Source organism: Sphingomonas sp. UBA978, assembly GCF_002292295.1.
GTDB lineage: Bacteria > Pseudomonadota > Alphaproteobacteria > Sphingomonadales > Sphingomonadaceae > Sphingomonas.
The window spans coordinates 80,154-101,620 of sequence record NZ_DBBS01000005.1 but is presented as its reverse complement, the minus strand read 5'-3'; the positions used below and the strand labels follow the sequence as shown (position 1 = coordinate 101,620).

23 protein-coding genes are annotated in these 21,467 nt (G+C 68.4%); 5 read left to right on the top strand and 18 right to left on the bottom strand.

Annotation, left to right across the window (positions count from 1 at the left end; translation table 11 throughout):
- Nucleotides 1–50: 50 nt before the first annotated feature.
- The 18 genes from phoB to B2515_RS01915 all read right to left on the bottom strand — a co-directional run bounded on the left by phoB (nt 51) and on the right by B2515_RS01915 (nt 14,099).
- Nucleotides 51–743 carry a phosphate regulon transcriptional regulator PhoB gene (gene phoB / locus B2515_RS02000; protein ID WP_163959145.1) on the bottom strand — a complete coding sequence of 231 codons (693 nt, stop codon included), beginning with the start codon at nt 741–743 and terminating at the stop codon, nt 51–53.
- Nucleotides 743–1,438, bottom strand: a complete 696-nt coding sequence (gene phoU / locus B2515_RS01995; RefSeq protein WP_293873044.1) for a phosphate signaling complex protein PhoU — start codon at nt 1,436–1,438, stop codon at nt 743–745. The genes phoB and phoU overlap by 1 nt, the downstream gene beginning before the upstream one ends.
- Nucleotides 1,438–2,196, bottom strand: coding sequence for a phosphate ABC transporter ATP-binding protein PstB (gene pstB / locus B2515_RS01990; protein ID WP_293873041.1), 759 nt, complete (start codon nt 2,194–2,196; stop codon nt 1,438–1,440). Before pstB ends, phoU begins: the two co-directional genes overlap by 1 nt.
- Nucleotides 2,193–3,449 (bottom strand): phosphate ABC transporter permease PstA, encoded by a 1,257-nt coding sequence (pstA, locus tag B2515_RS01985; RefSeq protein ID WP_293873039.1) that lies wholly within the window; start codon nt 3,447–3,449, stop codon nt 2,193–2,195. Before pstA ends, pstB begins: the two co-directional genes overlap by 4 nt.
- Nucleotides 3,442–4,818, bottom strand: a complete 1,377-nt coding sequence (gene pstC / locus B2515_RS01980) for a phosphate ABC transporter permease subunit PstC (protein WP_293873036.1) — start codon at nt 4,816–4,818, stop codon at nt 3,442–3,444. Before pstC ends, pstA begins: the two co-directional genes overlap by 8 nt.
- Nucleotides 4,815–5,852, bottom strand: a complete 1,038-nt coding sequence (locus tag B2515_RS01975; protein WP_293873033.1) for a substrate-binding domain-containing protein — start codon at nt 5,850–5,852, stop codon at nt 4,815–4,817. Before B2515_RS01975 ends, pstC begins: the two co-directional genes overlap by 4 nt.
- A gap of 54 nt (nt 5,853–5,906) precedes the next feature.
- Nucleotides 5,907–7,133 carry a sensor histidine kinase gene (locus B2515_RS01970; RefSeq protein ID WP_293873030.1) on the bottom strand — a complete coding sequence of 409 codons (1,227 nt, stop codon included), beginning with the start codon at nt 7,131–7,133 and terminating at the stop codon, nt 5,907–5,909.
- Between the two features lie 56 nt (nt 7,134–7,189).
- Nucleotides 7,190–7,567: a hypothetical protein gene (locus B2515_RS01965; protein ID WP_293873027.1), complete on the bottom strand. Its 378-nt coding sequence runs from the start codon at nt 7,565–7,567 to the stop codon at nt 7,190–7,192.
- Nucleotides 7,568–7,571: 4 nt separating this feature from the next.
- Nucleotides 7,572–7,988 (bottom strand): hypothetical protein, encoded by a 417-nt coding sequence (locus tag B2515_RS01960; RefSeq protein ID WP_293873024.1) that lies wholly within the window; start codon nt 7,986–7,988, stop codon nt 7,572–7,574.
- A gap of 31 nt (nt 7,989–8,019) precedes the next feature.
- A complete protein-coding gene (gloB, locus tag B2515_RS01955; RefSeq protein WP_293873021.1) occupies nt 8,020–8,748 on the bottom strand; it encodes a hydroxyacylglutathione hydrolase in 729 nt (242 codons plus the stop codon).
- Nucleotides 8,748–9,185 carry a VOC family protein gene (locus tag B2515_RS01950; RefSeq protein ID WP_293873017.1) on the bottom strand — a complete coding sequence of 146 codons (438 nt, stop codon included), beginning with the start codon at nt 9,183–9,185 and terminating at the stop codon, nt 8,748–8,750. The genes gloB and B2515_RS01950 overlap by 1 nt, the downstream gene beginning before the upstream one ends.
- Nucleotides 9,186–9,257: 72 nt before the next feature.
- Complete coding sequence (locus B2515_RS01945; protein WP_293873014.1) at nt 9,258–10,034, bottom strand: hypothetical protein; 777 nt, start codon at nt 10,032–10,034, stop codon at nt 9,258–9,260.
- Complete coding sequence (locus tag B2515_RS01940; protein WP_293873012.1) at nt 10,031–10,753, bottom strand: alpha/beta hydrolase; 723 nt, start codon at nt 10,751–10,753, stop codon at nt 10,031–10,033. The genes B2515_RS01945 and B2515_RS01940 overlap by 4 nt, the downstream gene beginning before the upstream one ends.
- A gap of 62 nt (nt 10,754–10,815) precedes the next feature.
- Nucleotides 10,816–11,721 carry an alpha/beta fold hydrolase gene (locus B2515_RS01935; RefSeq protein ID WP_293873010.1) on the bottom strand — a complete coding sequence of 302 codons (906 nt, stop codon included), beginning with the start codon at nt 11,719–11,721 and terminating at the stop codon, nt 10,816–10,818.
- Nucleotide 11,722: 1 nt separating this feature from the next.
- Nucleotides 11,723–11,926, bottom strand: a complete 204-nt coding sequence (locus B2515_RS01930; RefSeq protein WP_293873008.1) for a helix-turn-helix transcriptional regulator — start codon at nt 11,924–11,926, stop codon at nt 11,723–11,725.
- Nucleotides 11,923–12,327, bottom strand: coding sequence for a hypothetical protein (locus tag B2515_RS01925; RefSeq protein ID WP_293873006.1), 405 nt, complete (start codon nt 12,325–12,327; stop codon nt 11,923–11,925). Before B2515_RS01925 ends, B2515_RS01930 begins: the two co-directional genes overlap by 4 nt.
- Nucleotides 12,328–12,399: 72 nt before the next feature.
- Nucleotides 12,400–12,636 (bottom strand): DUF6356 family protein, encoded by a 237-nt coding sequence (locus B2515_RS01920; protein WP_293873004.1) that lies wholly within the window; start codon nt 12,634–12,636, stop codon nt 12,400–12,402.
- A gap of 23 nt (nt 12,637–12,659) precedes the next feature.
- A complete protein-coding gene (locus tag B2515_RS01915; RefSeq protein WP_293873001.1) occupies nt 12,660–14,099 on the bottom strand; it encodes a glutamate ligase domain-containing protein in 1,440 nt (479 codons plus the stop codon).
- Nucleotides 14,100–14,153: 54 nt separating this feature from the next.
- Here B2515_RS01915 and B2515_RS01910 point away from each other — a divergent pair, with 54 nt between their 5' ends.
- The 5 genes from B2515_RS01910 to B2515_RS01890 all read left to right on the top strand — a co-directional run bounded on the left by B2515_RS01910 (nt 14,154) and on the right by B2515_RS01890 (nt 21,394).
- A complete protein-coding gene (locus tag B2515_RS01910; protein ID WP_293872998.1) occupies nt 14,154–14,969 on the top strand; it encodes an LD-carboxypeptidase in 816 nt (271 codons plus the stop codon).
- A gap of 164 nt (nt 14,970–15,133) precedes the next feature.
- Nucleotides 15,134–17,125 (top strand): threonine--tRNA ligase, encoded by a 1,992-nt coding sequence (gene thrS, locus B2515_RS01905; RefSeq protein ID WP_293872996.1) that lies wholly within the window; start codon nt 15,134–15,136, stop codon nt 17,123–17,125.
- A gap of 9 nt (nt 17,126–17,134) precedes the next feature.
- Nucleotides 17,135–17,701 (top strand): Uma2 family endonuclease, encoded by a 567-nt coding sequence (locus B2515_RS01900; RefSeq protein WP_293872994.1) that lies wholly within the window; start codon nt 17,135–17,137, stop codon nt 17,699–17,701.
- A gap of 72 nt (nt 17,702–17,773) precedes the next feature.
- Nucleotides 17,774–18,307, top strand: coding sequence for a translation initiation factor IF-3 (gene infC / locus B2515_RS01895; RefSeq protein ID WP_163959129.1), 534 nt, complete (start codon nt 17,774–17,776; stop codon nt 18,305–18,307).
- A gap of 243 nt (nt 18,308–18,550) precedes the next feature.
- Nucleotides 18,551–21,394 (top strand): TonB-dependent receptor, encoded by a 2,844-nt coding sequence (locus tag B2515_RS01890; RefSeq protein WP_293872988.1) that lies wholly within the window; start codon nt 18,551–18,553, stop codon nt 21,392–21,394.
- Nucleotides 21,395–21,467 lie beyond the last annotated feature (73 nt).

Here is a 21,467-nt window from a genome sequence, read left to right as displayed (position 1 = left end):
GCCCAACGCCCCAACCGAAAGTTTTCTCCTTCGTTTCGCGCCCGATTCTATTATGCGCCCGAATCGAGCGAATAGCCGGCCGAGCGAACGGTGCGGATCAGGTCGGGGCGGTCGCCGACGTTGATCGCCTTGCGCAGGCGGCGGATATGGACGTCGACGGTGCGGCTCTCGATGTCGCTGTCATGGCCCCAGACCGCGTCGAGCAGCCGTTCGCGACTGAACACCCAGCCGGGATGTTCGAGGAAATGCTTGAGCAGCCGGAATTCGGTCGGCCCCAACGGCACGACCTCGCCCGAGCGGCGGACCTTGTGGCCGACCGTGTCCATCTCGATATCGTCATAGGTCAGCGCCTCGCCCGCCAGCGCCGGCCGGACGCGACGCAGCACCGCGCTGACGCGGGCGACCAGTTCGCGCGGCGAGAAGGGCTTGGTGACGTAATCGTCGGCGCCCGTCTCGAGGCCGCGGATGCGATCCTCTTCCTCGCCGCGCGCGGTCAGCATGATGATCGGCACGTTCTGCGTCTCGGTCATCCGGCGCAGGCGACGGCAGACCTCGATGCCCGACAGCCCCTCGACCATCCAGTCGAGCAGGACGATGTCGGGCGCCTTTTCCTTGGCGAGCAGCAGCGCCTCCTCGCCGTCGGGCGTGTGCGCGACCTCGAAATCCTCGCGTTTGAAATGATAGATCAGCAGTTCGGCGAGGGCGGCATCGTCCTCGACCAGCAGCATGGATGCGCGTGCCATCAGCGTTCGTCCTCGGAAGTGGCGCCGCCGCGGTCGCGGTCGGCCATCTGGGTGCCGGTTGCGGCGAAATAGACCATCTCGGCGACGTTGGTGGCGTGGTCGCCGATCCGTTCCAGATTCTTGGCGACGAACAGCAGGTGGGCGACCTGGCTGATCGTGCGCGGATTCTCGACCATATAGGTCACCAGCGTGCGGAAGATGCTGTCGTAGAAATCGTCGAGCGCGGCATCGCTTTCGACGACGCGCATCGCCGCCTCGGGATCGCGCGCGGCGAAGGCGTCGAGCGCGGCGCGGACCATGTCGCTCGCCATCCGCGCCATCGACGGCAGCAGCGAGATTGGTTCGATCCGGTGTTCGCCGTCTATCATCGGCACGCGCTTGGCGATGTTCTTGGCGTAATCGCCGATGCGTTCGACGACCGCGGCGATCTTCAGCGCCGCCACCACCTCGCGCAGGTCGACCGCCATCGGCGCGCGCAGCGCGATGATGCGGACGGCGAGCCGCTCGACCTCGGATTCGATCGCGTCGATCGCCTTGTCGTCGGCGCGGACGCGTGCGGCGAGCGCCGGGTCGGGGCGCTGCAACGCCTGCATCGCCAGCGCGATCGCATCCTCCGCCAGCCCGCCCATCTGCGAGATCATACCCCGCAGCTGGCCGATGTCGGCGTCGAACGCCTTGACCGTATGATCTACCATTAGCCGTACCGCCCGGTGATATAGTCGCGGGTGCGTTCCTCCCGCGGGTTGGTGAAGATGTCGCCCGTCCGGCCGAACTCGACCAGCTGGCCGAGGTGGAAGAAGGCGGTCTGCTGCGAGACGCGCGCCGCCTGCTGCATGTTGTGGGTGACGATGACGATCGCGTAGCGGCCCTTGAGCCCGTGGATCAGCTCCTCGATCTTCGCGGTCGCGATCGGGTCGAGCGCGCTGCACGGTTCGTCCATCAGGATCACCTCCGGATCGACCGCGATGGCGCGGGCGATGCACAGCCGCTGCTGCTGGCCGCCGGACAGCGCGGTGCCGCTGTCCGACAGGCGATCCTTCACCTCGTCCCACAGGCCGGCGCGGCGCAGCGATTGCTCGACCATCAGGTCGAGGTCGGCGCGCGCGGTGGCGAGGCCGTGGATGCGCGGACCGTAGGCGACGTTCTCGTAGATCGATTTGGGGAAGGGATTGGGCTTCTGGAACACCATGCCGACGCGCGCGCGCAGCTGCACGACGTCCATCGACGGGGCGTAGATATCCTCGCCGTCGAGCAGGATCTCGCCGGTCACGCGCGCGCTGGCGACGGTGTCGTTCATCCGGTTGAGCGTGCGCAGGAAGGTCGATTTGCCGCAGCCCGACGGGCCGATGAAGGCGACGACATTGTCCTGGTCGACGTCGATCGAGACGTGATCGATCGCCTGTTTGGCGCCGTAGAAGACGCTGACGTCCTTGGCAGAGATCTTGTGGGTCACCAGCGGGTCTCGAAACGGTTGCGGAGGTAGATGGCGAGGCCGTTCATCGCGAGCAGGAAGACGAGCAGCACGATGATCGCCGCCGACGTCTTCTCGACGAAGCCGCGGTCGACGTCGTCGGACCACAGGAAGATCTGCACCGGCAGCACGGTGGCGGGATCGGTGAGCCGCGACGGCGGCGCGGCGATGAAGGCGCGCATGCCGATCATCAGCAGCGGCGCGGTTTCGCCGAGCGCGCGCGCCATGCCGATGATCGTGCCGGTGAGGATGCCGGGCAGCGCGAGCGGCAGGACGTGGTCGAACACCACCTGCACCGGCGACGCGCCGACCGCCAGCGCGGCATCGCGGATCGACGGCGGCACCGCCTTGATCGCGTTGCGCCCGGCGATGACGATGACGGGCATCGTCATCAGCGCGAGCGTCAGCCCGCCGACCAGCGGCGCCGACCGTGGCAGGTGAAAGGTGCCGAGGAACACCGCGAGGCCGAGCAGGCCGAAGATGATCGACGGCACCGCGGCGAGGTTGTTGATCGACACCTCGATCAGGTCGGTCCAGCGGTTCCGCGGCGCATATTCCTCGAGGTAGAGCGCCGCGAGCACGCCGATCGGAAAGGCGAGGCCGATCGTCACCGCCATGGTGAGCAGCGAGCCCTTGAACGCGCCCCAGATGCCGACGCGGGTCGGATCGGTCGAATCGGCAGCGGTGAGGAACCCGAGGTTCCAGCCGGTGGTAAGGACGCCCTGCGCCGTCAGCCGAGCGATCGTCGCCTCGGCCTGCGGATTGCCGTCATGCTTGGCGGCGACGTCGAGCGCGCTGTCGACGGGAACTGCGATCGTGACGCGGCGGTCGAGCATGGCGGGGTCGCGCTTGATCGCGTCGCGCACCACCAGCCATGCGCCGTCCGACAGCAGGTCGGTGCCGGCGCCGCCATAGGCCTGCGTCGCGGCGCGATCGACGACGCCCTCCAGCCCCGCGCCCGCAAGCGCGAGGTCGGCGCCGCGGCCCCTGAGTTGCGCGGGCGTCACCGCCAGCCTCGCCGCGGCGAGGTCGATCGGGAGGGCGACGCGGGTCTGGCGGAAGCCGCTGGCGCCCTGCCACAGCATGCTGGCGAGCAGGAAGGCGAGGAAGCCCGCCGACAGCCACACCGCGGCGAGGCCCAGCAACCGGAAGCGGCGCTCGGCGGCATAGCGACGGCGGGTGCGGCGCCGGAACGCCGCCCCCTTCCAGTCGGTCGGCTGGCGCGTCCTATTCATAGGCTTCCCGATAGCGTTTGACGACGGTCAGTGCGACGACGTTGAGCGCCAGCGTGATGACGAACAGGGTCAGGCCAAGCGCGAAGGCGGCGAGCGTCTTGGCACTGTCGAACTCGGCCTCGCCGGTCAGCAGGTCGACGATCTGCTTGGTGACGGTGGTGGTGCTGGCGAAGGGATTGGCGGTCAGCGTCGCGACGCCACTGGCCGCCATGACGACGATCATCGTCTCGCCGATCGCCCGCGACACCGCGAGCAATATGCCGCCGACGACGCCGGGCAGGGCGGCGGGCAGGATGACCTTGCGGATCGTTTCGGAACTGGTCGCGCCCATCGCGAGGCTGCCGTCGCGCATCGCGGCGGGGACGGCGGCGATCGAATCGTCTGCCATGGAGGAGACGAAGGGGATAATCATGATCCCCATCACCGCCCCCGCCGCCAGCGCGCTTTCCGACGAGGCGTTGGCGATGCCGAGCGTCAGCCCCAACTCGCGCACCGCGGGGGCGACGGTCAGCGCGGCGAAATAGCCGTAGACGACGGTCGGCACGCCCGCGAGCATCTCCAGCACCGGCTTCATCCAGCGGCGGGTCGTGGCGCGGGCATATTGGGTGAGGTAGATCGCGCTCATCAGCCCGAACGGGATCGCCACCGCCATCGCGATGACCGCGCCGATGAAGAACGTTCCCCAGAACAGCGGCACCGCGCCGAGGCTGGCACCGGGATCGCGCGCGTCGATCACCTGCGGGCTCCAATGCGTGCCGAACAGGAATTCGCCGACCGGCACGATGCTGAAGAATCGCGCGGATTCGTACAGCAGCGAGGCGACGATGCCGACCGTGGTCAGGATCGCGATCAGCGATGCGGCGAGCAGCAGCAGCATGACGCCGCGCTCCACCTGCGTGCGGGCGGCGAAATCGGGGCGGACGCGGGTGAAGGCGAGGCCGCCGCCGGCGAAGGCGAGCAGCAGTGCGACCGCGGTGGCGATCCAGTCGTAACGGCGCTGCGCGTCGGCATAGGCGGGGGCGAGTTTGGCGGACAGCGCGTGGAAGGCGCCATAGCTGCGGCCCGCGCCGAGTTCGCGCGCTTCGGCGAGGATCGAGGCGCGCTCGAAGCCGGCCGGCGGCAGCGCGGCGGCGGCGGGCGTCGCAACGACCGCGTCGGTGACCAGCGCGGGCGCGGTCAGGCTCCACACGCCGAGAAAGAAAAGCGGCGGCACCAGCGCGCAGATCGCGACGAAATAGCCGTAATGGACGGGCAAGGCGCTGAACCGCGCGACCCCGGGCTTGCGGAACGTCGCGGCGCGCATCCGCGCGGCGAGCCAGCCGATCAGCGCGAGGCCGAAGACGACGAGGACGATGGCGAGGCCGGTCACGATCCCAGCTCCGCGGGGTCGAGCGGCGTCTCGTTCGCGACGACCGCCGCCGCCTTCGCCCGCACCGCCGGGGGCGCGGCGATCAGGCCGCGGCGGATCAGCGGGCCGTCGGGGCCCCAGGCACGGGCGTACAGCTGCAGGAACGTCGCGAGGCCGGGGATCGCGCGCAGATGCGCCTTCTTCACATACAGATACAGTGGCCGCGATCCGGGATAGGCGCCCGCGGCGATCGTCGCATAGGTCGGCTTGACGCCGTCGATCGCGACGCCGTTCACGCTGCCCGCATTCTGTTCGAGATAGCTGTAGCCGAACACGCCGATCGCCGTCGGGTTGGCGGCGAGCTTCTGGACGATCAGATTGTCGTTCTCGCCCGCGTCGATATAGGCGCCGTCCTCGCGCACCCGCGTGCAAAGCGCCTTGTGCGCGTCGGGGCCGAGCGTCTTCGCGCGCGGATCGACCGCCTCGCAGCCGCGGGTGAGGATCAGCTCGGCGAGCGCGTCGCGCGTGCCGCTGGTCGCGGGCGGGCCATAGACCTGGATCGGCGTCGCCGGCAGCGCCGGATTGACGTCGCGCCACAGCCTGGCGGTGTTGCGCCGGCCGAGCGGGGTCGCCGCGAGTGCGCGATACAGGTCGGCCGGGGTCAGCGTCATGCCGGGGCCGTTGCGCGCCTCGGCAAAGGCGATGCCGTCGATGCCGATCTGGATCTCCATCACCGGGCCGACGCCGTTCGCTTCGCAGGCGGCATATTCGCTGCGCTTCATCCGGCGCGAGGCATCCTCGATATCGGGGTGGCCCGCGCCGATGCCGGCGCAGAACAATTTCATCCCCGCGCCCGTGCCGGTCGATTCGATCACCGGGGCCCGCGCGTCCGGATTGGTCGCGACGAACGTCTCCGCGATCAGGGTCGTGAAGGGATAGACGGTGGACGAGCCGACCGCGGTGATCTGATCCCGCGTGCCGCCGCCACCGCCATTCGCCTGGTCCTGACAACCTGCGAGGCAGAGCCCCGTCAGGCCGATAAGTAGAACGCGCATCGGTCCCCCGCGGGCGACTCCGCGTCGCCCCGATCCGCCTGTGTGACGGTTCGGTTACCCTTTGATGACAGCGCCCCCGGCAACCGGTTCGGCGGGCGGAATCGCGACGGTGACGGTGGTGCCGATGCCGACCTTGCTGGCGATGTCGAGCCGGCCGCGATGCCGCTCGACGATATGCTTGACGATCGCGAGGCCCAGGCCGGTGCCGCCGACGCTGCGGCTGCGCCCGGCGTCGACGCGATAAAATCGTTCGGTCAGGCGCGGAATATGCTGGGGGGCGATGCCCTCGCCCTCGTCGACCACGGTCAGCCGCAGCAGGCCCGACCGGTCGAGCCCCAGCGTCACCGTCACCGGCGTGCCGGGGCGGCCATATTTCATCGCATTGCCGATGAGGTTGTGGAACAGCTGCGACAGTTGCGCCTCGTCGGCGATCGCCTGCGGCAGGTCGGGTTCGATGGTGACGCCGACATCGTCCGCGCGCGGGCTGCGCGCCGCCGCGATCTCCGCCGCGACATCCTCGAGCAGCTCGCCGAGGTCGAGCCGGTCGCCGGGCAGGCGGTATTTCTCCGCCTCGATCCGCGACAGCGAGATCAAATCCTCGACCAGCCGCTGCATCCGCTGCGCCTCGGCGAACATCACGTCGAGGAAGCGTTTGCGCAGGCCCGGGTCCTCACCTGCCTCCTCGTTCAGCGTCTCGATGAAGCCGAGGATCGAGGCGAGCGGCGTGCGCAGTTCGTGGCTGGCGTTGGCGACGAAATCGACGCGCATCTTCTCGGCGGCGTAATTGCCGCTCTGGTCGACGAGATGGACGATGCGAGCGCCGTCGCCGGTTTCGCCGGTCCGCATCTCCCAACGCTGGTCGGGGGTGCCGAGCCCGACCAGCTCGACCGGCCGGCCGGGCAGTGGCGCACCCGAGCTGAGCCGGTCGGCGGCGGCGGGATGGCGGATCGCGACGCGCACGTCCTCGCCGACGATATGGCGGCCGAGCAATGCCCCGGCGGCGGCATTGGCGCAGGTGACGATGCCGCCGCGGACCAGCAGCACCGGTTCGGCGATCACGTCGAGCACCTCGCCGAGCAGCAGGTTCGCATCCGGGCCGGTGTGCCCGGTGGTCGCCTGCCCCTCGTCGCCGCGGCCCATCGCCGCCAGCGCGACCGCGATTCCGCCGACCAGCGCGATGGCCGCGCCGTCGGCGCGCCCGTCGACGAGAAAGACGCCGACGGCCACGCCGATCGCGATGACGATCGCGCCACTCAGCCGTCGGACGAATCGGGTCATCATGTGCGCTGGCTAGCCCAAGTCGGGCGGGCTGGGCAGGGGGTGTATCGTCGTCCCCGTCAATCCGGCTTCGGCGCGTCCGCGACCTTCACATAAGGCGTGAATTCGGTGAAGCGGCAGTAAGCGGACGGGATCGAGGTGCCCGGCGTCAGTACGCGAAACCGGTCGTTGCGGCACAATTGCCCGCCGTAGATGTCGACGATCAGCGTCGTCAGCGGCTCCAGCGACGGGCAGGCGCCGATCGGTCCGGTCTTCCAGACCCGGCGTCCGGCACCCTCGGTATAGAGGATCGTCTTCGCATCGACGATCGACGGGCCGTTGGTTGCCGACACGGAGATGCACCGTTGTGGAGCCCCTGCGACACGGCCCGCGAGCGGGTCCGATCCGGCGGCGAGCAACGGCAGGGCGAGCGCCAGCGCGGCGAGCGGCCGGGTCATCGCGTCACGACCCCGACTTGCTGTAGCGGACGAACGGCCCGAACGAGCAGCTGCCGCTGAACGTCCGGCCTGTCTGGTCGATCGTCGTCGCGATGTCGCCCTGGCACAATTGACCGGTCGGCGAGCGGGTGACGAGGATGTCGCCGCGCCCGACACGCTCGCAGCCGCCGGCGGTATCGCTGCGGTATTTGAGGCCGCGGCTGACCGTGTAGAGGATCGTCGGGCCGAACGCCTGCACCTGCGTCGTCGGGAAGCGCGGCATGCAGGATGTCGACGGGCCGGGGGTCAGCCCGGCGAGCTGCTTGCCGAGCTTGGCCGCGGCGGCGGCATTGGCCTCCTGCGTGGCGATCCGTTCCTGCGGGGTCTGCGTGCAGGCGGCAGCCAGCAGAGCGACGGCGATCAACGATCCTGCGGTCTTCATGAGAACCTCCTGTCGTGCCCGGCCGAACAGCTCAGCCGGGAAAAGTGTCTTTCTGCTCGCGCAACCGGCCGAGCTCGGCCGCATCGCGCGCGCGCAGGAACGGGTTGGTCGCCCGCTCCAGCCCGATCGTCGTCGGCACCGTCGCCTCGCCCGCCGCGCGCGCCTCGTCGACGTGCATCATCCGCGCGACCAGCGCGGCATTGTCCGGCTCGACGGTTAGCGCAAAGCGGCCGTTCGACTGGGTATATTCGTGGCCGCAATAGACCTCGGTCGCGTCGGGGAGGGCGGCGTAGCGCTGCATGTTGGCGAACATCTCCGCCGGCGTGCCCTCGAACAGTCGGCCGCAGCCCATCGCGAACAGCGTGTCGCCGGTAAAGATCGCGCCCGCATCGGCGAGGTGGAAGGCGATATGGCCCGCGGTGTGGCCGGGCACGTGCAGGACCGTCGCGACCTCCGTACCGATCCGCACGACGTCGCCTTCGCCGACCGTCTCGTCGAGCGTCGGAATCTTGGCGGCTTCGGCGGCGGGGCCGGTGATCCGCGCGCCGGCGGCGCGGATCGCCTCGTTGCCGCCGGTATGGTCGGGGTGCCAGTGCGTCGTCCATACCTGGCCGATCGTCCAGCCCCGTGCCGCGGCGGCGGCCTGTACCGGCGCCGCCTCGCCCGGGTCGACCGCGACCGTTTCGCCGCTGACCGGGTCGTGGACCAGCCAGGCGTAATTGTCGCTGAGCACGGGGACGCGGACGATCTCCAGGGCCATCACCAGCTCCCGGTGTTCGGCATCGACGTCCACGGCTCGGCCGGCGCCAGCGCATCGCCGGCCTGCAACAGCTCGATCGAGATGCCGTCCGGCGTCTTGACGAACGCCATGTTGCCGTCGCGCGGCGGGCGGTTGATCGTCACGCCCCCGTCCATCATCCGCTGGCAGGTGTCGTAGATATTGTCGACGCGATAGGCGAGATGGCCGAAGTTGCGACCGCTCCCATATTCCTCCGGGTCCCAATTGTAGGTAAGCTCGACCTCCGCCTTGGCGCGTTCGCCGGGGCCGTTCATGTCCGCCTCGGTGGCAAGGAAGATCAGGGTGAAGCGCCCCTTCTCGTTCTCCAGACGCCGCACCTCCTGAAGGCCGAGCAGCTCGAAGAAGGCGATGGTCGCGTCCGGATCGGTGACGCGGATCATGGTGTGGAGGTACTGCATGCGAAACCCTGTTCTGATGGCGATGGATGGTTAGCCCCTCAACGCATGGCCGGCCATAGGGTGTCCACGGCGTCAGGGCTTCGCCGCGGGCGCGTCGAACTGGGCAAGCGCGGCGCGCGCGTTGCGGCCGGCGGGGGCATCGGGGGCGAGGCGGGCCGCCTGCGTCCAGGCGGTGCGTGCGCCGGCCTCGTCGCGGGCGGCGGCGGCGATGTTGCCGGCCTCGAGCTGGACCGAGGCGTCGTCCGCGGCGCGTTTCAGCGCCTCGGCGATGTCCTTCTTCGCGCGGACCAGATCGCCCTCGCGCCGTGCCAGCGTCGCCGACAGCAGCCAGGCAAGCGGGTCGTCGGCGGCATGGGTCAGCGCGAGGTCGATGTCGCGGCGCGCCGCCTCCGGTTCGTTGGCCGCGACCAGTACGCGGGCGTGGTCGAGCTGCGCCTCGCCGAGCGCGAAACCCTCCAGCGTGCCCGCGACCAGCGCGGTGTCGAGCGCGGCACGCGCGCGGGGCACATCCCCCGCCGCCAGCCGCGCATTGCCGGCCTGCGCCCAGTAATTGGCGGCGCGGCGGTCGCGCGCCGCCTCCGCCGCTTTGGCGGCCGCCTCGAATTCGGCGGCGGCCGCCGGGAAATTGCCCTCCTGCGTATAGGCGAGGCCGGCGCATTGCCGCGCGAACCATGCGCCGCCGCTGGTCGCCCAGCGCACCGCCTCGGCACGGGCGGCGGCGGGATCGCTGTTCGCCAGCCGGACGCACAGGTCGTAGCGCGCCTCGCGCGGGTCGGCGCCCCTGACGGTGGCGACGGTGGAAGGGGCGGGAGAAGCGGCCTGAAGCGCGGCGGCGAGAAGCAGGATCATAAGCGGTTCAGCACGTCCTCGGTCGCCCGGACGATCGCGGCGATATCGGTGTCGCGCGACAGGCGATGATCGCCATCCTTGATGAGCAGCGTCTGCACGTCGGCTGAACGGATCATCTCGCCCAGCCGCACGGTGCGGTGCCACGGCACGTCGGGGTCGGCCTGTCCCTGCACCAGCCGCACCGGACCGTCGAAGGGGATCGTGCCGAACATCAGCCGGTTCGCCTCGCCCGACTGGAAGAAGCCGCGGGTGTAGACGGTGGGCTCCGGCCCATAGGGGTTGGCGCGTGCCAGCCGGCCCTCGGTCAGGATCGTCATCTTGTCCTCGGTCGAGAAGCCCCAGTCGGTGAAATCGGGCGCCGGTGCGATGCCGACCAGCCCGACCACCGCGGCGGGCCGCGCCCGGGCGGCGAGCAGCATCAGCCAGCCGCCGAGCGACGATCCGACCAGTACCACCGGCCCGGTCGCGATCTGGTCGAGCATCGCGACGACGTCGTCGCGCCACCCGGCGAGCGTCTGGTCCTCGAACGCGCCCTCGCTCTGGCCGCAGCCGCCATAGTCGAAGCGCAGGAACGCCCGCCCCGTCGCCCGTGCCCAGCCCTCCAGCGCGACGGCCTTGGTCCCCTGCATGTCGGAGGCATAGCCGGGGAGGAAGACGACGGTCGGGCCGTCGCCCCCGGTGTGGTGATAGGCGAGACGGGGGCGGGGCAGCTGGGTCATGGCCACTTCCTTATCGCGGGCCGGGCGGGATGTGGAGCCTCGCCCGCCCTCCTGCCCATCGCTCAGCGGCCGGCGAAGGCGTCGACCGCGCGGGCGAAGGCTTCGGGCTGGTCCAGCATCACGAAGTGCGCGGCATCGCCGATATCGACGAAGGTGACGTGCGGCGTCTCGGCATAAGCGGTCTTGTAGAGCGCGTCCGCCTGCGCCTTGGTCGGCCCGGTCGGCGACCAGGGATAGACCATCGTGATCGGCGTCGCGATCTGCTTCATCGCGGGGCGCAGGTCGGTGGTCAGGTCCTCGTACATCGCCTGTCCGGACACGCGCGGGTCGGCGGCCTTGAACCAGCGTTCGACCAGCGCGCGCGACGCCGGCTTCGCGGCGAGCCGGTTCGCGGTGGCGGTCGCCGTCGCGTCGCTGGCGGGCTTGCCGTAGCTCGCGAGCTGCGCGTCGCGCATCGCCTTCGCCTGCGGTTCGACCATCGCGACGGTCGCGCCGGGGGCATAGAGCGTGCCGATGAAGGGCAGCGAATCGACGATCATCAGCTTGCCCGCATCCGCCGGATGCGCCCTGGCGAGCATCAGCGCGGCGAGCCCGCCCATCGAATGGCCGATCACCGCGGCGCCGGCGATCCGTTCCTTCGCGATCAGCGTATGCAGGTCGGCGACGATGCCGTCGAGGATGCCGGGCGTCAGGTTCGCGCCCGGTGCGTCGCCGCCGAAGCCGTTGACCTGCACGACATAGACGCGGTGGCGCCTGGCCAGTTCGGGTACGACGCCGTCCCAGACCGCGCGCGGCGACGACAGGCCGGGGATGAGGATCACCGGCGATCCCTTGCCCGATGCGACGACGGAAATGCGGGCCATCTGCATCGCGGGCGCTGGCGTCGCGGCATGGCTGGGGGCGGGTTGCAAGACGACGCCGAGCGTCAGGGCGGTGGCGGCGAGGCGGAGGCCGAAATAACGGATCATATCACTTCTCCCTGGATGGACTGACGAAGACGTCTTCGATGGCGAGGTCGAACAGTTCGGCGATTTTGAAGGCGAGGGGCAGGGACGGGTCGTAGCGGCCGGTTTCGATCGCATTGACACTCTGCCGGCTGACCTCGAGCTGTTCGGCGAGATGCTGCTGCGACCAGCCGCGCTGCCCCCGCAGGTCGCGCAGGCGGTTGTTCATGCCGCCCTCCGCTCGATCAGCGCGTTGACGCCCGCGCCGAGGCCGAGGCCGGCGAACCATACGATCGGCCAGGCATAGCCGACGAGATGCGGTACGAGGTCGAACCCCTCCAGAAAGCCCCAGAAGGTCGCCGTGGTCATTGCGAGGCCGGTCGCGACCAGCGCCTGCCGCACCAGCAGCATCCGCAGATATTCGTCGGTTTCCTCGGCGAGATACAGGCCGATCACGGCGAAGAAGCCAGAGACCGGCAGGGCGGGCAGGATGCCGAGCGCATAGGCGAGCGGCCCGGCGACGAGGTGGCGTGCGAACAGCCAGCAGACCGGCAGCAGCACGGCGGCATAGATGATGGCGAGGACGATGATGCGCCGGTTGTAGCGGCGCTGGGCGGGGGAGAAACGCATCTGGGCCTCCTTCGAGTCGTTGTGAAGGAAGCTTTACATGGAAAGTGAGCTTTACGTCAAGCGCGCTTTACATCAGATGATGAATTCCACCGATCTCTGTTGCACCACGTCGCCGCGCTTGGCGACGATCTCGCCGTGCAGCGCCTCGATCGTGCGACTGCCGGTGGTCTTGCACAGGAAAGGGAAGATGCCGTGCAGCACCGCGCCGATCCCGCCCGCGATCATGCGCAGGCCGAAATGCGTGGCGACGTGGAAATGCTCGGTATAGCTCTCGCCGACCGTGGCCGGATGATCGGTGAACGGGTTCATCGCTGCGTACCTCCGCCGCCAGCCTAGCCCTTCGCGGCCAGCGCCGCCAGCATGTCCGCGGCGAGCAGGCCGAGCGTGTCGTCGCGCGCGCCCATCACGACGATGCGGTCGGCGGGGCGTGCCATCTCGACCAGCCGGGCGGCGGCGGCGGCGCGGTCGGCAATGTGCGCGGCGACGCGGCCGGCGGCGGCGACGTCGGCGACGATGTCGGCGCTGCCGACCTCGCGCGCGACGGTGCCGCCGTGATAGACCGGATCGGGCAGCACCAGGACGTCGTCGGCGCTGAGCCGGTCGGCGAACATCGCGACCAGTTCGCGGCGCATCACCTTGAGCGGGCCATAGCCGTGCGGCTGGAACAGCAGCAGCAGCCGGCCGGGAAAGGCGTGCAGCGTGTCGAGCGTCGCCGCGATCTTGTCGGGGTTGTGCCCGAAATCGTCGATCACCGCGACGCCGCCTGCCTCACCGACCAGATCGAAGCGGCGGCGCAGGCCGGTGAAGCCCGTGACCGCCTGCGCCGCGTCGGCCAGCGGCACGCCCGCCGCGACGCTGGCGGCGATCGCCGCGAGCGCATTGGCGACATTGTGGCGGCCCGGTACCTGCAACCGGACCGGGATCGGCGCGCCACCCCCGGCGATCAGGTCGAACGCGACCGAGAAGGGCGCCTCGACGATCGCATGCGCGGCGAAGTCGGCGTCGCGGTCGAGTCCGAAGGTCGCCAGCCGCTCCTTCGGCAACGCCCGGGCAAGCGCCGCGGCCTCGTCATTGTCGAGGTTGACGATCGCCGTCTCCGCCCCGGCGATGAAGCCTGCGAACAGGCGCCGCAATTCGTCCAGCCCCTTGTGGTCGAGGCTGACGTTGTTGAGCACCGCGATGCGCGGCCGGTAATGCGCGATCGACCCGTCGCTTTCGTCGACCTCGCTGACGAACGCCTCGCCCGCGCCGACCAGCGCGCTGGCGAAGGCGGCGTCGGGGCGGGCGAAATTCTTCATCACCGCACCGTTCATCACCGTGGGATCGCGGCCGGTGGCGTGCAGGATCCAGCCGATCATGCCGGTGACGGTCGATTTGCCGCTGGTGCCGGCGACGCCGATCGGCAGGCGGCTCTGGTTGAACAGGCTGCTCAGCAGGTCGGCACGGCTCGCCCGGGCGCAGCCGAGCCGGTCCGCCGCGACGATATCGGCTACGCTGTCCTCGACCGCGGCGGAGGCGACGACAATCTGCTCCGCCGAGGTGACGCCGCTGCCGTCCTGCGCGAACAGGCCGATGCCGCGGGCGCGCAACGCGTCGAACTTGGCGGGGACGCGGCCCTGGTCCAGCCCGCGGTCCGACCCGTCGACCAGCGCGCCCCGGCCACGCAGGATCGTCGCCAGCGGCATCATCCCCGACCCGCCGATGCCGACCAGAAAGAAGCGCTTGCCCCCGATGGAGCCCTGCACGGATGAGGGGATGTTGCCGTTCGCCATCCCGCCGCGCTATCGACGCAGGCCAGCGCGGGCAAGAGACGAGGCGATCAGGGCATGCGGATTGGAGTGGTGGCGCCGGCCAGCATCGGCAACAAGGATGCCGAGGCGCCGTTCATCGCCTTCGCCGCGCTCGCCTATCCGGAGGTCGATCTGATCGTCCATCCGCAATGCTGGGAGGTCGACGGCCATTTCGCCGGCAGCGACGCGCGCCGCGCATCCGCCTTCCTCGAATTCGCCAACGATCCCGGTTTCGACGCGATCTGGTTCCTGCGCGGTGGCTATGGTTCGAACCGCATCCTGCCGCTGGTGATGCCGCAACTGGGGCCGGCGGCGCGGCACAAGACCTATCTCGGCTATTCCGACATGGGGTTCCTGCTCGGTGCGCTCTACGCGCGGCGGATCGGCCGGCCCTGCCACGGCCCGATGGCGAGCGACATTCGCCGCAAACAGGGCGACGTCACCGTCGCGCGGTCGCTCGGCTGGCTGGCGCGCGGCGACCGGCAGGGGCTGGAGCCGGGGCTCGACGGGCGGCCGGCGGCGGCGTTCAACCTGTCGATCCTCGGCAGCCTGATCGGCACGCCCTATCTGCCCGACCTGACCGATCACGTCCTGCTGATCGAGGAGGTGTCGGAACCGATGTACAATATCGACCGGCTGCTGTTCCACATGGGCCATGCGACGCAGCTGAAGGGGATTGCCGGCGTGCGGCTGGGCGATGCGACCGCGATCAAGCCGAACGAGCCCGAATGGGCCGAAAGCCTCGAATATATGGTGCAGCGCTGGTGCCGCGACCTCGGCGTGCCGTATCTCGGGCGGGCGGACATCGGCCATACCCAGAGCAACCGGGTGGTGCCGTTCGGCATGATCTGAACGATAGAATACCCCCGATACATCGTCACCCCGGAACACGTCCGGGGTGACGTAGGGAATCGGGGCCGCGGTCAGGGCTGCCGGAAAGCAAGCGTGGCGACGCTTGCCTATATAGGCGTCGTCACCCTATCTGCGCAGTTTCAACAAAAAGGTGAAATCTCCCCATGTCCGCCATGTTCCGTATCACGCTGCCCGACGGTTCCGTCCGCGAGGTTGCGCCCGGGACTACCCCCGCGGACGTCGCCGCCGCGATCGGGCCGGGCCTCGCCAAGGCGGCGCTCGCCGCGCGGATCGACGGGCAGGTGCGCGATCTCAACCGCCCGTTCGAGGGTGACACCAATCTCGCGCTGGTGACCGCGAAGGACGAGGCGGATGCGCTTGAACTCGTCCGCCACGATCTCGCGCACGTCATGGCGGAGGCGGTGCAGCACCTGTTCCCCGGCACGCAGATCACCTTCGGCCCCGCCACCGACGACGGTTTTTATTATGATTTCGCGCCGAAGGACCGGCCGTTCACCGAGGACGACCTGCCCGCGATCGAGGACGAGATGCGCCGCATCATCGCGCGCAACGAACCGTTCACGCGCGAGGTCTGGACCCGCGAACAGCTGATCGAGACGTGGACGCGGCAGGGCGAGACGTTCAAGGCCGAATGGGCCGCCGAACTGCCTAATAACGAGGAACTGACGATCTATCGCCAGGGCCAGTGGCTCGACATGTGCCGCGGCCCGCACATGGTCTCCACCGGCAAGCTCGATCCGCAGGCGTTCAAGCTGACGCGCGTGTCGGGTGCCTATTGGCGTGGCGACCAGAAGAACGCGATGCTCAGCCGCATCTACGGCACCGGCTGGCTCAACAAGAAGCAGCTCGACCAGCATCTTTTCATGCTGGAGGAGGCGGCCAAGCGCGACCATCGCAAGATCGGGCAGGAGATGGACCTATTCCACCTCCAGTCCGAGGCGCAAGGGTCGGTGTTCTGGCACCCCAAGGGCTTCATTCTGTGGCGCCAGCTGGAGGCCTATATGCGCCGCCGGCTCGACGCCGCCGATTATGCCGAGGTCAAGACGCCGCAGCTGATGGACGCCAAGCAGTGGGAACAGTCGGGCCATTGGGGCAAGTATCGCGAAAACATGTTCGTGGTGCCGGACGAGGTGCCGAACACCGATGACGAGGGCGCGGTGCTGTCCGGCGAGGGCGACCTGATGGCGCTCAAGCCGATGAACTGCCCGGCGCACGTCCTGATCTTCAAACAGGGGATCAAGAGCTATCGCGACCTGCCGATCCGCATGGCCGAATTCGGCTGCTGCCACCGCAACGAGCCGCATGGCGCGCTGCACGGCATCATGCGCGTGCGCCAGTTCACGCAGGACGACGCGCATATCTTCGTGCGCGAGGACCAGCTGGTCGATGAGGTGCGCAAGTTCTGCGAACTGCTCGACAGCGTCTACAAGCACCTCGGCTTCGACAGCTATGCGATCAAGCTGGCGCTGCGCCCGGAGAAGCGCTTCGGGTCGGAAGACATGTGGGACTGGGCGGAGCAATCGCTGCGCGACGCCGTCGCCGCGACGGGCCGCGACACGCCCGAATATGGCTGGGAGGAGCTGCCGGGCGAGGGGGCCTTCTACGCGCCCAAGCTGGAATTTCACCTGACCGATGCGATCGGGCGGACGTGGCAGGTCGGAACGATCCAGACCGACACCGTGCTGCCCGAACGGCTCGACGCGAGCTATGTCGGCGAGGACGGCAACCGCCACCGCCCGATCATGCTGCATCGCGCGATCCTCGGCACGTTCGAACGCTTCATCGGCATATTGATCGAGCACCACGCCGGCCGTTTCCCGCTGTGGCTGTCGCCGGTGCAGGCGGTGGTCGCGACGATCGTGTCCGACGCCGACGGTTATGCCGAGCAGGTGGCGGCGACGCTGCGCAAGGCGGGCATCCGCGTCGAAACCGACCTGCGCAACGAGAAGATCAACTACAAGGTCCGCGAACATTCGCTCGCCAAGGTCCCGGTGCTGCTCGTGGTCGGCAAGCGCGAGGCGGAGGTGGGTAAGGTCGCCGTCCGCCGCCTCGGCAGCCAGGCGCAGGAATTCGTGACGGTGGAGGAGATCGTAGTCAGGCTGACCGACGAGGCGACGCCGCCCGATCTGCGATAGGAGGAACGCGTGACTATCCTGCAGGATATCCAGTCGGGGGCGATCCCGGCAAGACTGACGGTCGATCAGGTCTATGAGCTGACCGCGGCCGGGGTCTTTGCCGAGAACGAGAACTTCGAATTGATCGACGGGGAGATCGTGCCGATGGCGGCGGCAAAGGCAGACTGGCACGAGATCATGAAGTCGCGGCTCAATCGGGCGCTCGTTCGGGGGTTGCCCGATCACCTGCGATTGTTCGTGGAGCCCTCCGTGACCCTCTCGCCGGTCCGCCTGCTGGAGCCCGATCTGGCGGTCTGGGCCAAGGGCGGTATGCCGCGGCAGGTGCGTGGACCGGACCTCACGCTGGTGATCGAGGTGGCAAACAGCTCGCTGGGTTACGACCTGCGGGTGAAGGGGCCGCTCTATGCCGAACATGGCGTGCGCGACTATTGGGTGGTCGATGCCGTCCGCCAGACGATCCGCATCCACCGCAATCCCGTCGATGGCCGCTATGTCGAAGTCGCGGAGTTCGAGGCGCATCAGCCGGTGGCCGCGCTCTTCGCCGGTGTGACGATTCGCCTCGACGAACTCGACTAGCCTTCAATTCGGCACGATAATCGCCTATATGCGATTCAAACCACTGCAGGAGCTATACCCATACGTCCTCCCATGATGCGCCGGCCGAACCAGGCGCCGCCAATGAATGGCCCTCGTTTCAACGAGTGGATCGTCAGCCCCAAGGTCCGCGTGATCGACCATGAGGGCGAGAATCTTGGCGTGATGTACACGCGTGAGGCGATGGCGCAGGCGCAGGAACTCGGCCTGGATCTGGTCGAGGTGTCGCCCAACGCCGATCCGCCCGTCGCCAAGTTCCTCGACGTCGGCAAGTTCAAGTACGAGGCGCAGAAGAAGGCTAACCTCGCCCGCAAGTCGCAGAAGACGCAGGAGATCAAGGAGATCAAGATGCGTCCGAACATCGACGACCACGATTACGACACCAAGATGAAGAAGGTCGCCGAGTTTATCGAGGAGGGCGACAAGGTGAAGGTTACCATGCGCTTCCGCGGTCGCGAACTGAGCCACGGCCAGCTCGGCATGGCCGTGCTGCAGCGTGTCGCCGAACAGGTCGCCGAAACCGCCAAGGTCGAGGCTTATCCGCGCATGGAAGGCCGCCAGATGCTGATGGTGCTCGCGCCCAAGTAATCGGCCGCGCCGGCAGCCGGGTAAACCCTGCTGTCGCACTTTATCGCGATGAAACGCTTTCCGTAGCGTCATGCTTTTTTGAACACCGGGTCCGGCAACGGGCCCGGTGTTGCGCATTGGCGACACTCCGTTCGAAAAGTCGGATTTCGGGTACAAATTGCTAGACGCTCACGCCTGAGCGACCCTAGCCTCAAAAGAAAACCCGATATTCGAAAAACGAAATCGTTCAGGAGAGAGATGACCATGCGCCTTACCGCATATTTGCTGTCGGCAGCGACGATCGCGATTGCCACGCCCGCCCTGGCGCAGAACACGTCTCCGGAACAGGCGACCCCCGCGACGCAGACGACGTCGGCTGCCGCGGGCGCCTCGGTGACGCAGGATCAGGCCGACGTCAGCGATATCGTCGTCACCGCGCAGGGCCGCGCGCAGGCGCTGGCCGACGTCCCGGTCGCCATCTCCGCCGTCTCGGCCGAGACGCTGCAGAATTCGGGTGCGAACGACATCCGCCAGCTCAACCAGCTTGCGCCGTCGCTGCTCGTGTCGTCGACCGGATCGGAAGCCAATGGCTCGGCCCGTATCCGCGGCATCGGCACGGTCGGCGACAACCCCGGCCTCGAAAGCTCGGTCGCGGTGTTCATCGACGGCGTTTACCGGTCGCGCTCGGGCATCGGCCTCACCGAACTGGGCGAGATCGACCGGGTCGAGGTGCTGCGCGGCCCGCAGGGCACGCTCGGCGGCCGCAATTCGTCGGCGGGCCTCATCAGCATCGTCAGCAAGGCGCCGTCCTTCCAGGGCTTCACCGGCGGGGCGGAGGCGACCTACGGCAATTACAATTTCTATCGCGTCGCCGGCAATCTCAACCTGCCGCTCGGCGAAACGATCGCGGCGCGCGTCGACGGCGTCTACGTCAAGCGCGACGGCTTCTACCGCGACTATACTAACAACACCGACGTCAACGATCGCGACCGCTATTTCGTGCGCGGCCAGCTGCGCTTCGAGCCGAGCGCCGACATCAGCTTCCGCCTGATCGGCGACTATACCAAGCGCGACGAGAAATGCTGCGCGGCGACCTATGTCGACCGGTCGGTCAATCAGGCGATCGGCAACCTCAACGAGCCGCTGGCCTCGGTCAACGCAGGGCTGGGCTCGGTCAATGCGAGCGGCATCGCCGGTAGCAACGGCAACAACATCGTCAACGTCATCCGCGATCTCGGCCAGCCGCTCAATCTGGTCAATCGGCCCGGCTACAGCCGCGACGTCTCGGTCAGCCAGGGCCGCAGCTTCGCCGGCACGACCAAGGACTGGGGCGTCTCGGGCCAGCTCGACTGGAATTTCGGCAGCACCCGGCTGACCTCGATCACCGCCTATCGCGACTATGATTCGTCGCAGGGGTCGGACACCGACTACAGCCGCGTCGACATTCTCTATCGCGCCGCCAACGGCAATGCGGCGCGCCGTTTCCGCACCTTCACGCAGGAAGTCCGCCTCAACGGTTCGCTGTTCAACGACAAGCTCGACTGGCTGGTCGGCGGCTTCTTCGCGAACGAAGACCTGCGCGTGCTCGACAATCTGCGCTTCGGGCGGGACTATGGGCGTTTCGCCACCTGTCGCCTGATCTCGGGCGGGGCGCTGGCGGGCTTCTACTCGCCGACCTCGGCGGGCTGCATCACCGCGGGCGGCCGCGGCGCGCTGTCGAGCGCGGCCGGGCCGTTCGGTGCGGCCGGCGCGACCATCGTGCGCGCGATCGATACGCTGGACGCGATCAACGACAAGGGCTCGACCCGCGACGTCTACAACCAGAACAGCCGCAACTGGGCGCTGTTCACGCACAATATCGTCCACCTCACCAACACGCTCGATCTGACGCTGGGCGTCCGCTACACCAACGAACGCAAGAAGTTCGACGCCGCGTTCACCAACGACAACACCGGCTGCGTCGCCAACCAGCAGGCGCTGACTCCGTTCCTGACCAACGCCGGCCTCGCCGCGGTCGCGGGCGGCATCATCGGCCTGTCGTGCCAGGGCAATTCCACCGCGGAGCTGAACGGCGTCACGATCAACAGCCAGCGCAAGGAGGATCAGTTCACCGGCACCGGCATCCTGTCGTGGAAGCCGATCGACGATCTGCTCGTCTACGGCAGCTATTCGCGTGGCTACAAGGCGGGCGGGTTCAACCTCGACCGTTCGGCGCTGAAGCTGCCGACCTTCTCCTTCGCCTCGCAGGGCGGCGCGCAGGCGCTGGTCGGCGCGCTCCAGTTCGCGCCGGAGACGGTCAATTCGTTCGAGATCGGCGCGAAATACGGCACCGGCCCGTTCACGCTGAGCGTCGCGGCCTTCCGTCAGGACTTCAAGAACTTCCAGCTCAACACCTTCGACGGCAGCGTCTTCATCGTCCAGAACATCAACGGCTGTTCGACCAACCTCAACGGCGCCGACCGCGACCAGAGCAAGTTCACCGCCGCGAGCAACTATAACGCCGCCGCCGGCACCAGCGGCGCCTGCCCGTCGGGCGACGTCGGCTACGGCGTCCGCGCGCAGGGCGTCGAGCTCGAGGCGACGCTGGCCCCGGCGCGCGACGTGCGCGTGTCGCTGGGTGCGACCTTCACCGACACCGGCTATCGCGACAATCTGGTCGGGACCGGTGCCGGTGCACCGCTCAACCAGTCGCTGCGCAAGCTGCCCGGGCAGCGGCTGTCGAACTCCGCGGACATCGTCACCACCGCCTCGGCATCGTGGACGCCGCAGATCGGCGGTGGCTATTCGGCGCTGTTCTACGCCGATACCCGTGTGACGAGCGACTATAACACCGGCTCCGACCTGTTCCCGCAGAAGACGCAGGACGGCTATGCCATCGTCAACGCGCGCATCGGCCTGCGGACCCCGGACGAGAAGTTCAGCCTCGAATTCTGGGGCCAGAACCTGTTCAACATCGATTATGCGCAGGTCGCCTTCAACTCGCCGTTCCAGGAAGGCGGCACGTCGGCGGCGTTCCAGGATCCACAGTATCCGGGTTCGCGCCAGCTGTTCTCGCAGTTCCTCGCCGAGCCGCGCACCTATGGCGCGACCATCCGCGCCCGTTTCTGATCCCACGAGGCAACGACCAACTGGGCCGGCCGCAGCGATGCGGCCGGCCCTTTCTTTTGGCATCCGTCCCGCT

Coding starts and splice junctions, on each gene's coding strand:
- pstA (WP_293873039.1), bottom strand. CDS start 3,449: ATGAATAGGACGCGCCAGCCGACCGACTGGAAGGGGGCGGCGTTCCGG.
- B2515_RS01965 (WP_293873027.1), bottom strand. CDS start 7,567: ATGACCCGGCCGCTCGCCGCGCTGGCGCTCGCCCTGCCGTTGCTCGCC.
- B2515_RS01920 (WP_293873004.1), bottom strand. CDS start 12,636: ATGAACCCGTTCACCGATCATCCGGCCACGGTCGGCGAGAGCTATACC.
- phoB (WP_163959145.1), bottom strand. CDS start 743: ATGGCACGCGCATCCATGCTGCTGGTCGAGGACGATGCCGCCCTCGCC.
- B2515_RS01975 (WP_293873033.1), bottom strand. CDS start 5,852: ATGCGCGTTCTACTTATCGGCCTGACGGGGCTCTGCCTCGCAGGTTGT.
- B2515_RS01930 (WP_293873008.1), bottom strand. CDS start 11,926: ATGAACAACCGCCTGCGCGACCTGCGGGGGCAGCGCGGCTGGTCGCAG.
- B2515_RS01940 (WP_293873012.1), bottom strand. CDS start 10,753: ATGACCCAGCTGCCCCGCCCCCGTCTCGCCTATCACCACACCGGGGGC.
- B2515_RS01960 (WP_293873024.1), bottom strand. CDS start 7,988: ATGAAGACCGCAGGATCGTTGATCGCCGTCGCTCTGCTGGCTGCCGCC.
- B2515_RS01890 (WP_293872988.1), top strand. CDS start 18,551: ATGCGCCTTACCGCATATTTGCTGTCGGCAGCGACGATCGCGATTGCC.
- B2515_RS01970 (WP_293873030.1), bottom strand. CDS start 7,133: ATGATGACCCGATTCGTCCGACGGCTGAGTGGCGCGATCGTCATCGCG.
- infC (WP_163959129.1), top strand. CDS start 17,774: ATGATGCGCCGGCCGAACCAGGCGCCGCCAATGAATGGCCCTCGTTTC.
- phoU (WP_293873044.1), bottom strand. CDS start 1,438: ATGGTAGATCATACGGTCAAGGCGTTCGACGCCGACATCGGCCAGCTG.
- B2515_RS01915 (WP_293873001.1), bottom strand. CDS start 14,099: ATGGCGAACGGCAACATCCCCTCATCCGTGCAGGGCTCCATCGGGGGC.
- B2515_RS01950 (WP_293873017.1), bottom strand. CDS start 9,185: ATGCAGTACCTCCACACCATGATCCGCGTCACCGATCCGGACGCGACC.
- B2515_RS01935 (WP_293873010.1), bottom strand. CDS start 11,721: ATGATCCGTTATTTCGGCCTCCGCCTCGCCGCCACCGCCCTGACGCTC.
- B2515_RS01910 (WP_293872998.1), top strand. CDS start 14,154: ATGCGGATTGGAGTGGTGGCGCCGGCCAGCATCGGCAACAAGGATGCC.
- gloB (WP_293873021.1), bottom strand. CDS start 8,748: ATGGCCCTGGAGATCGTCCGCGTCCCCGTGCTCAGCGACAATTACGCC.
- B2515_RS01925 (WP_293873006.1), bottom strand. CDS start 12,327: ATGCGTTTCTCCCCCGCCCAGCGCCGCTACAACCGGCGCATCATCGTC.
- B2515_RS01945 (WP_293873014.1), bottom strand. CDS start 10,034: ATGATCCTGCTTCTCGCCGCCGCGCTTCAGGCCGCTTCTCCCGCCCCT.
- thrS (WP_293872996.1), top strand. CDS start 15,134: ATGTCCGCCATGTTCCGTATCACGCTGCCCGACGGTTCCGTCCGCGAG.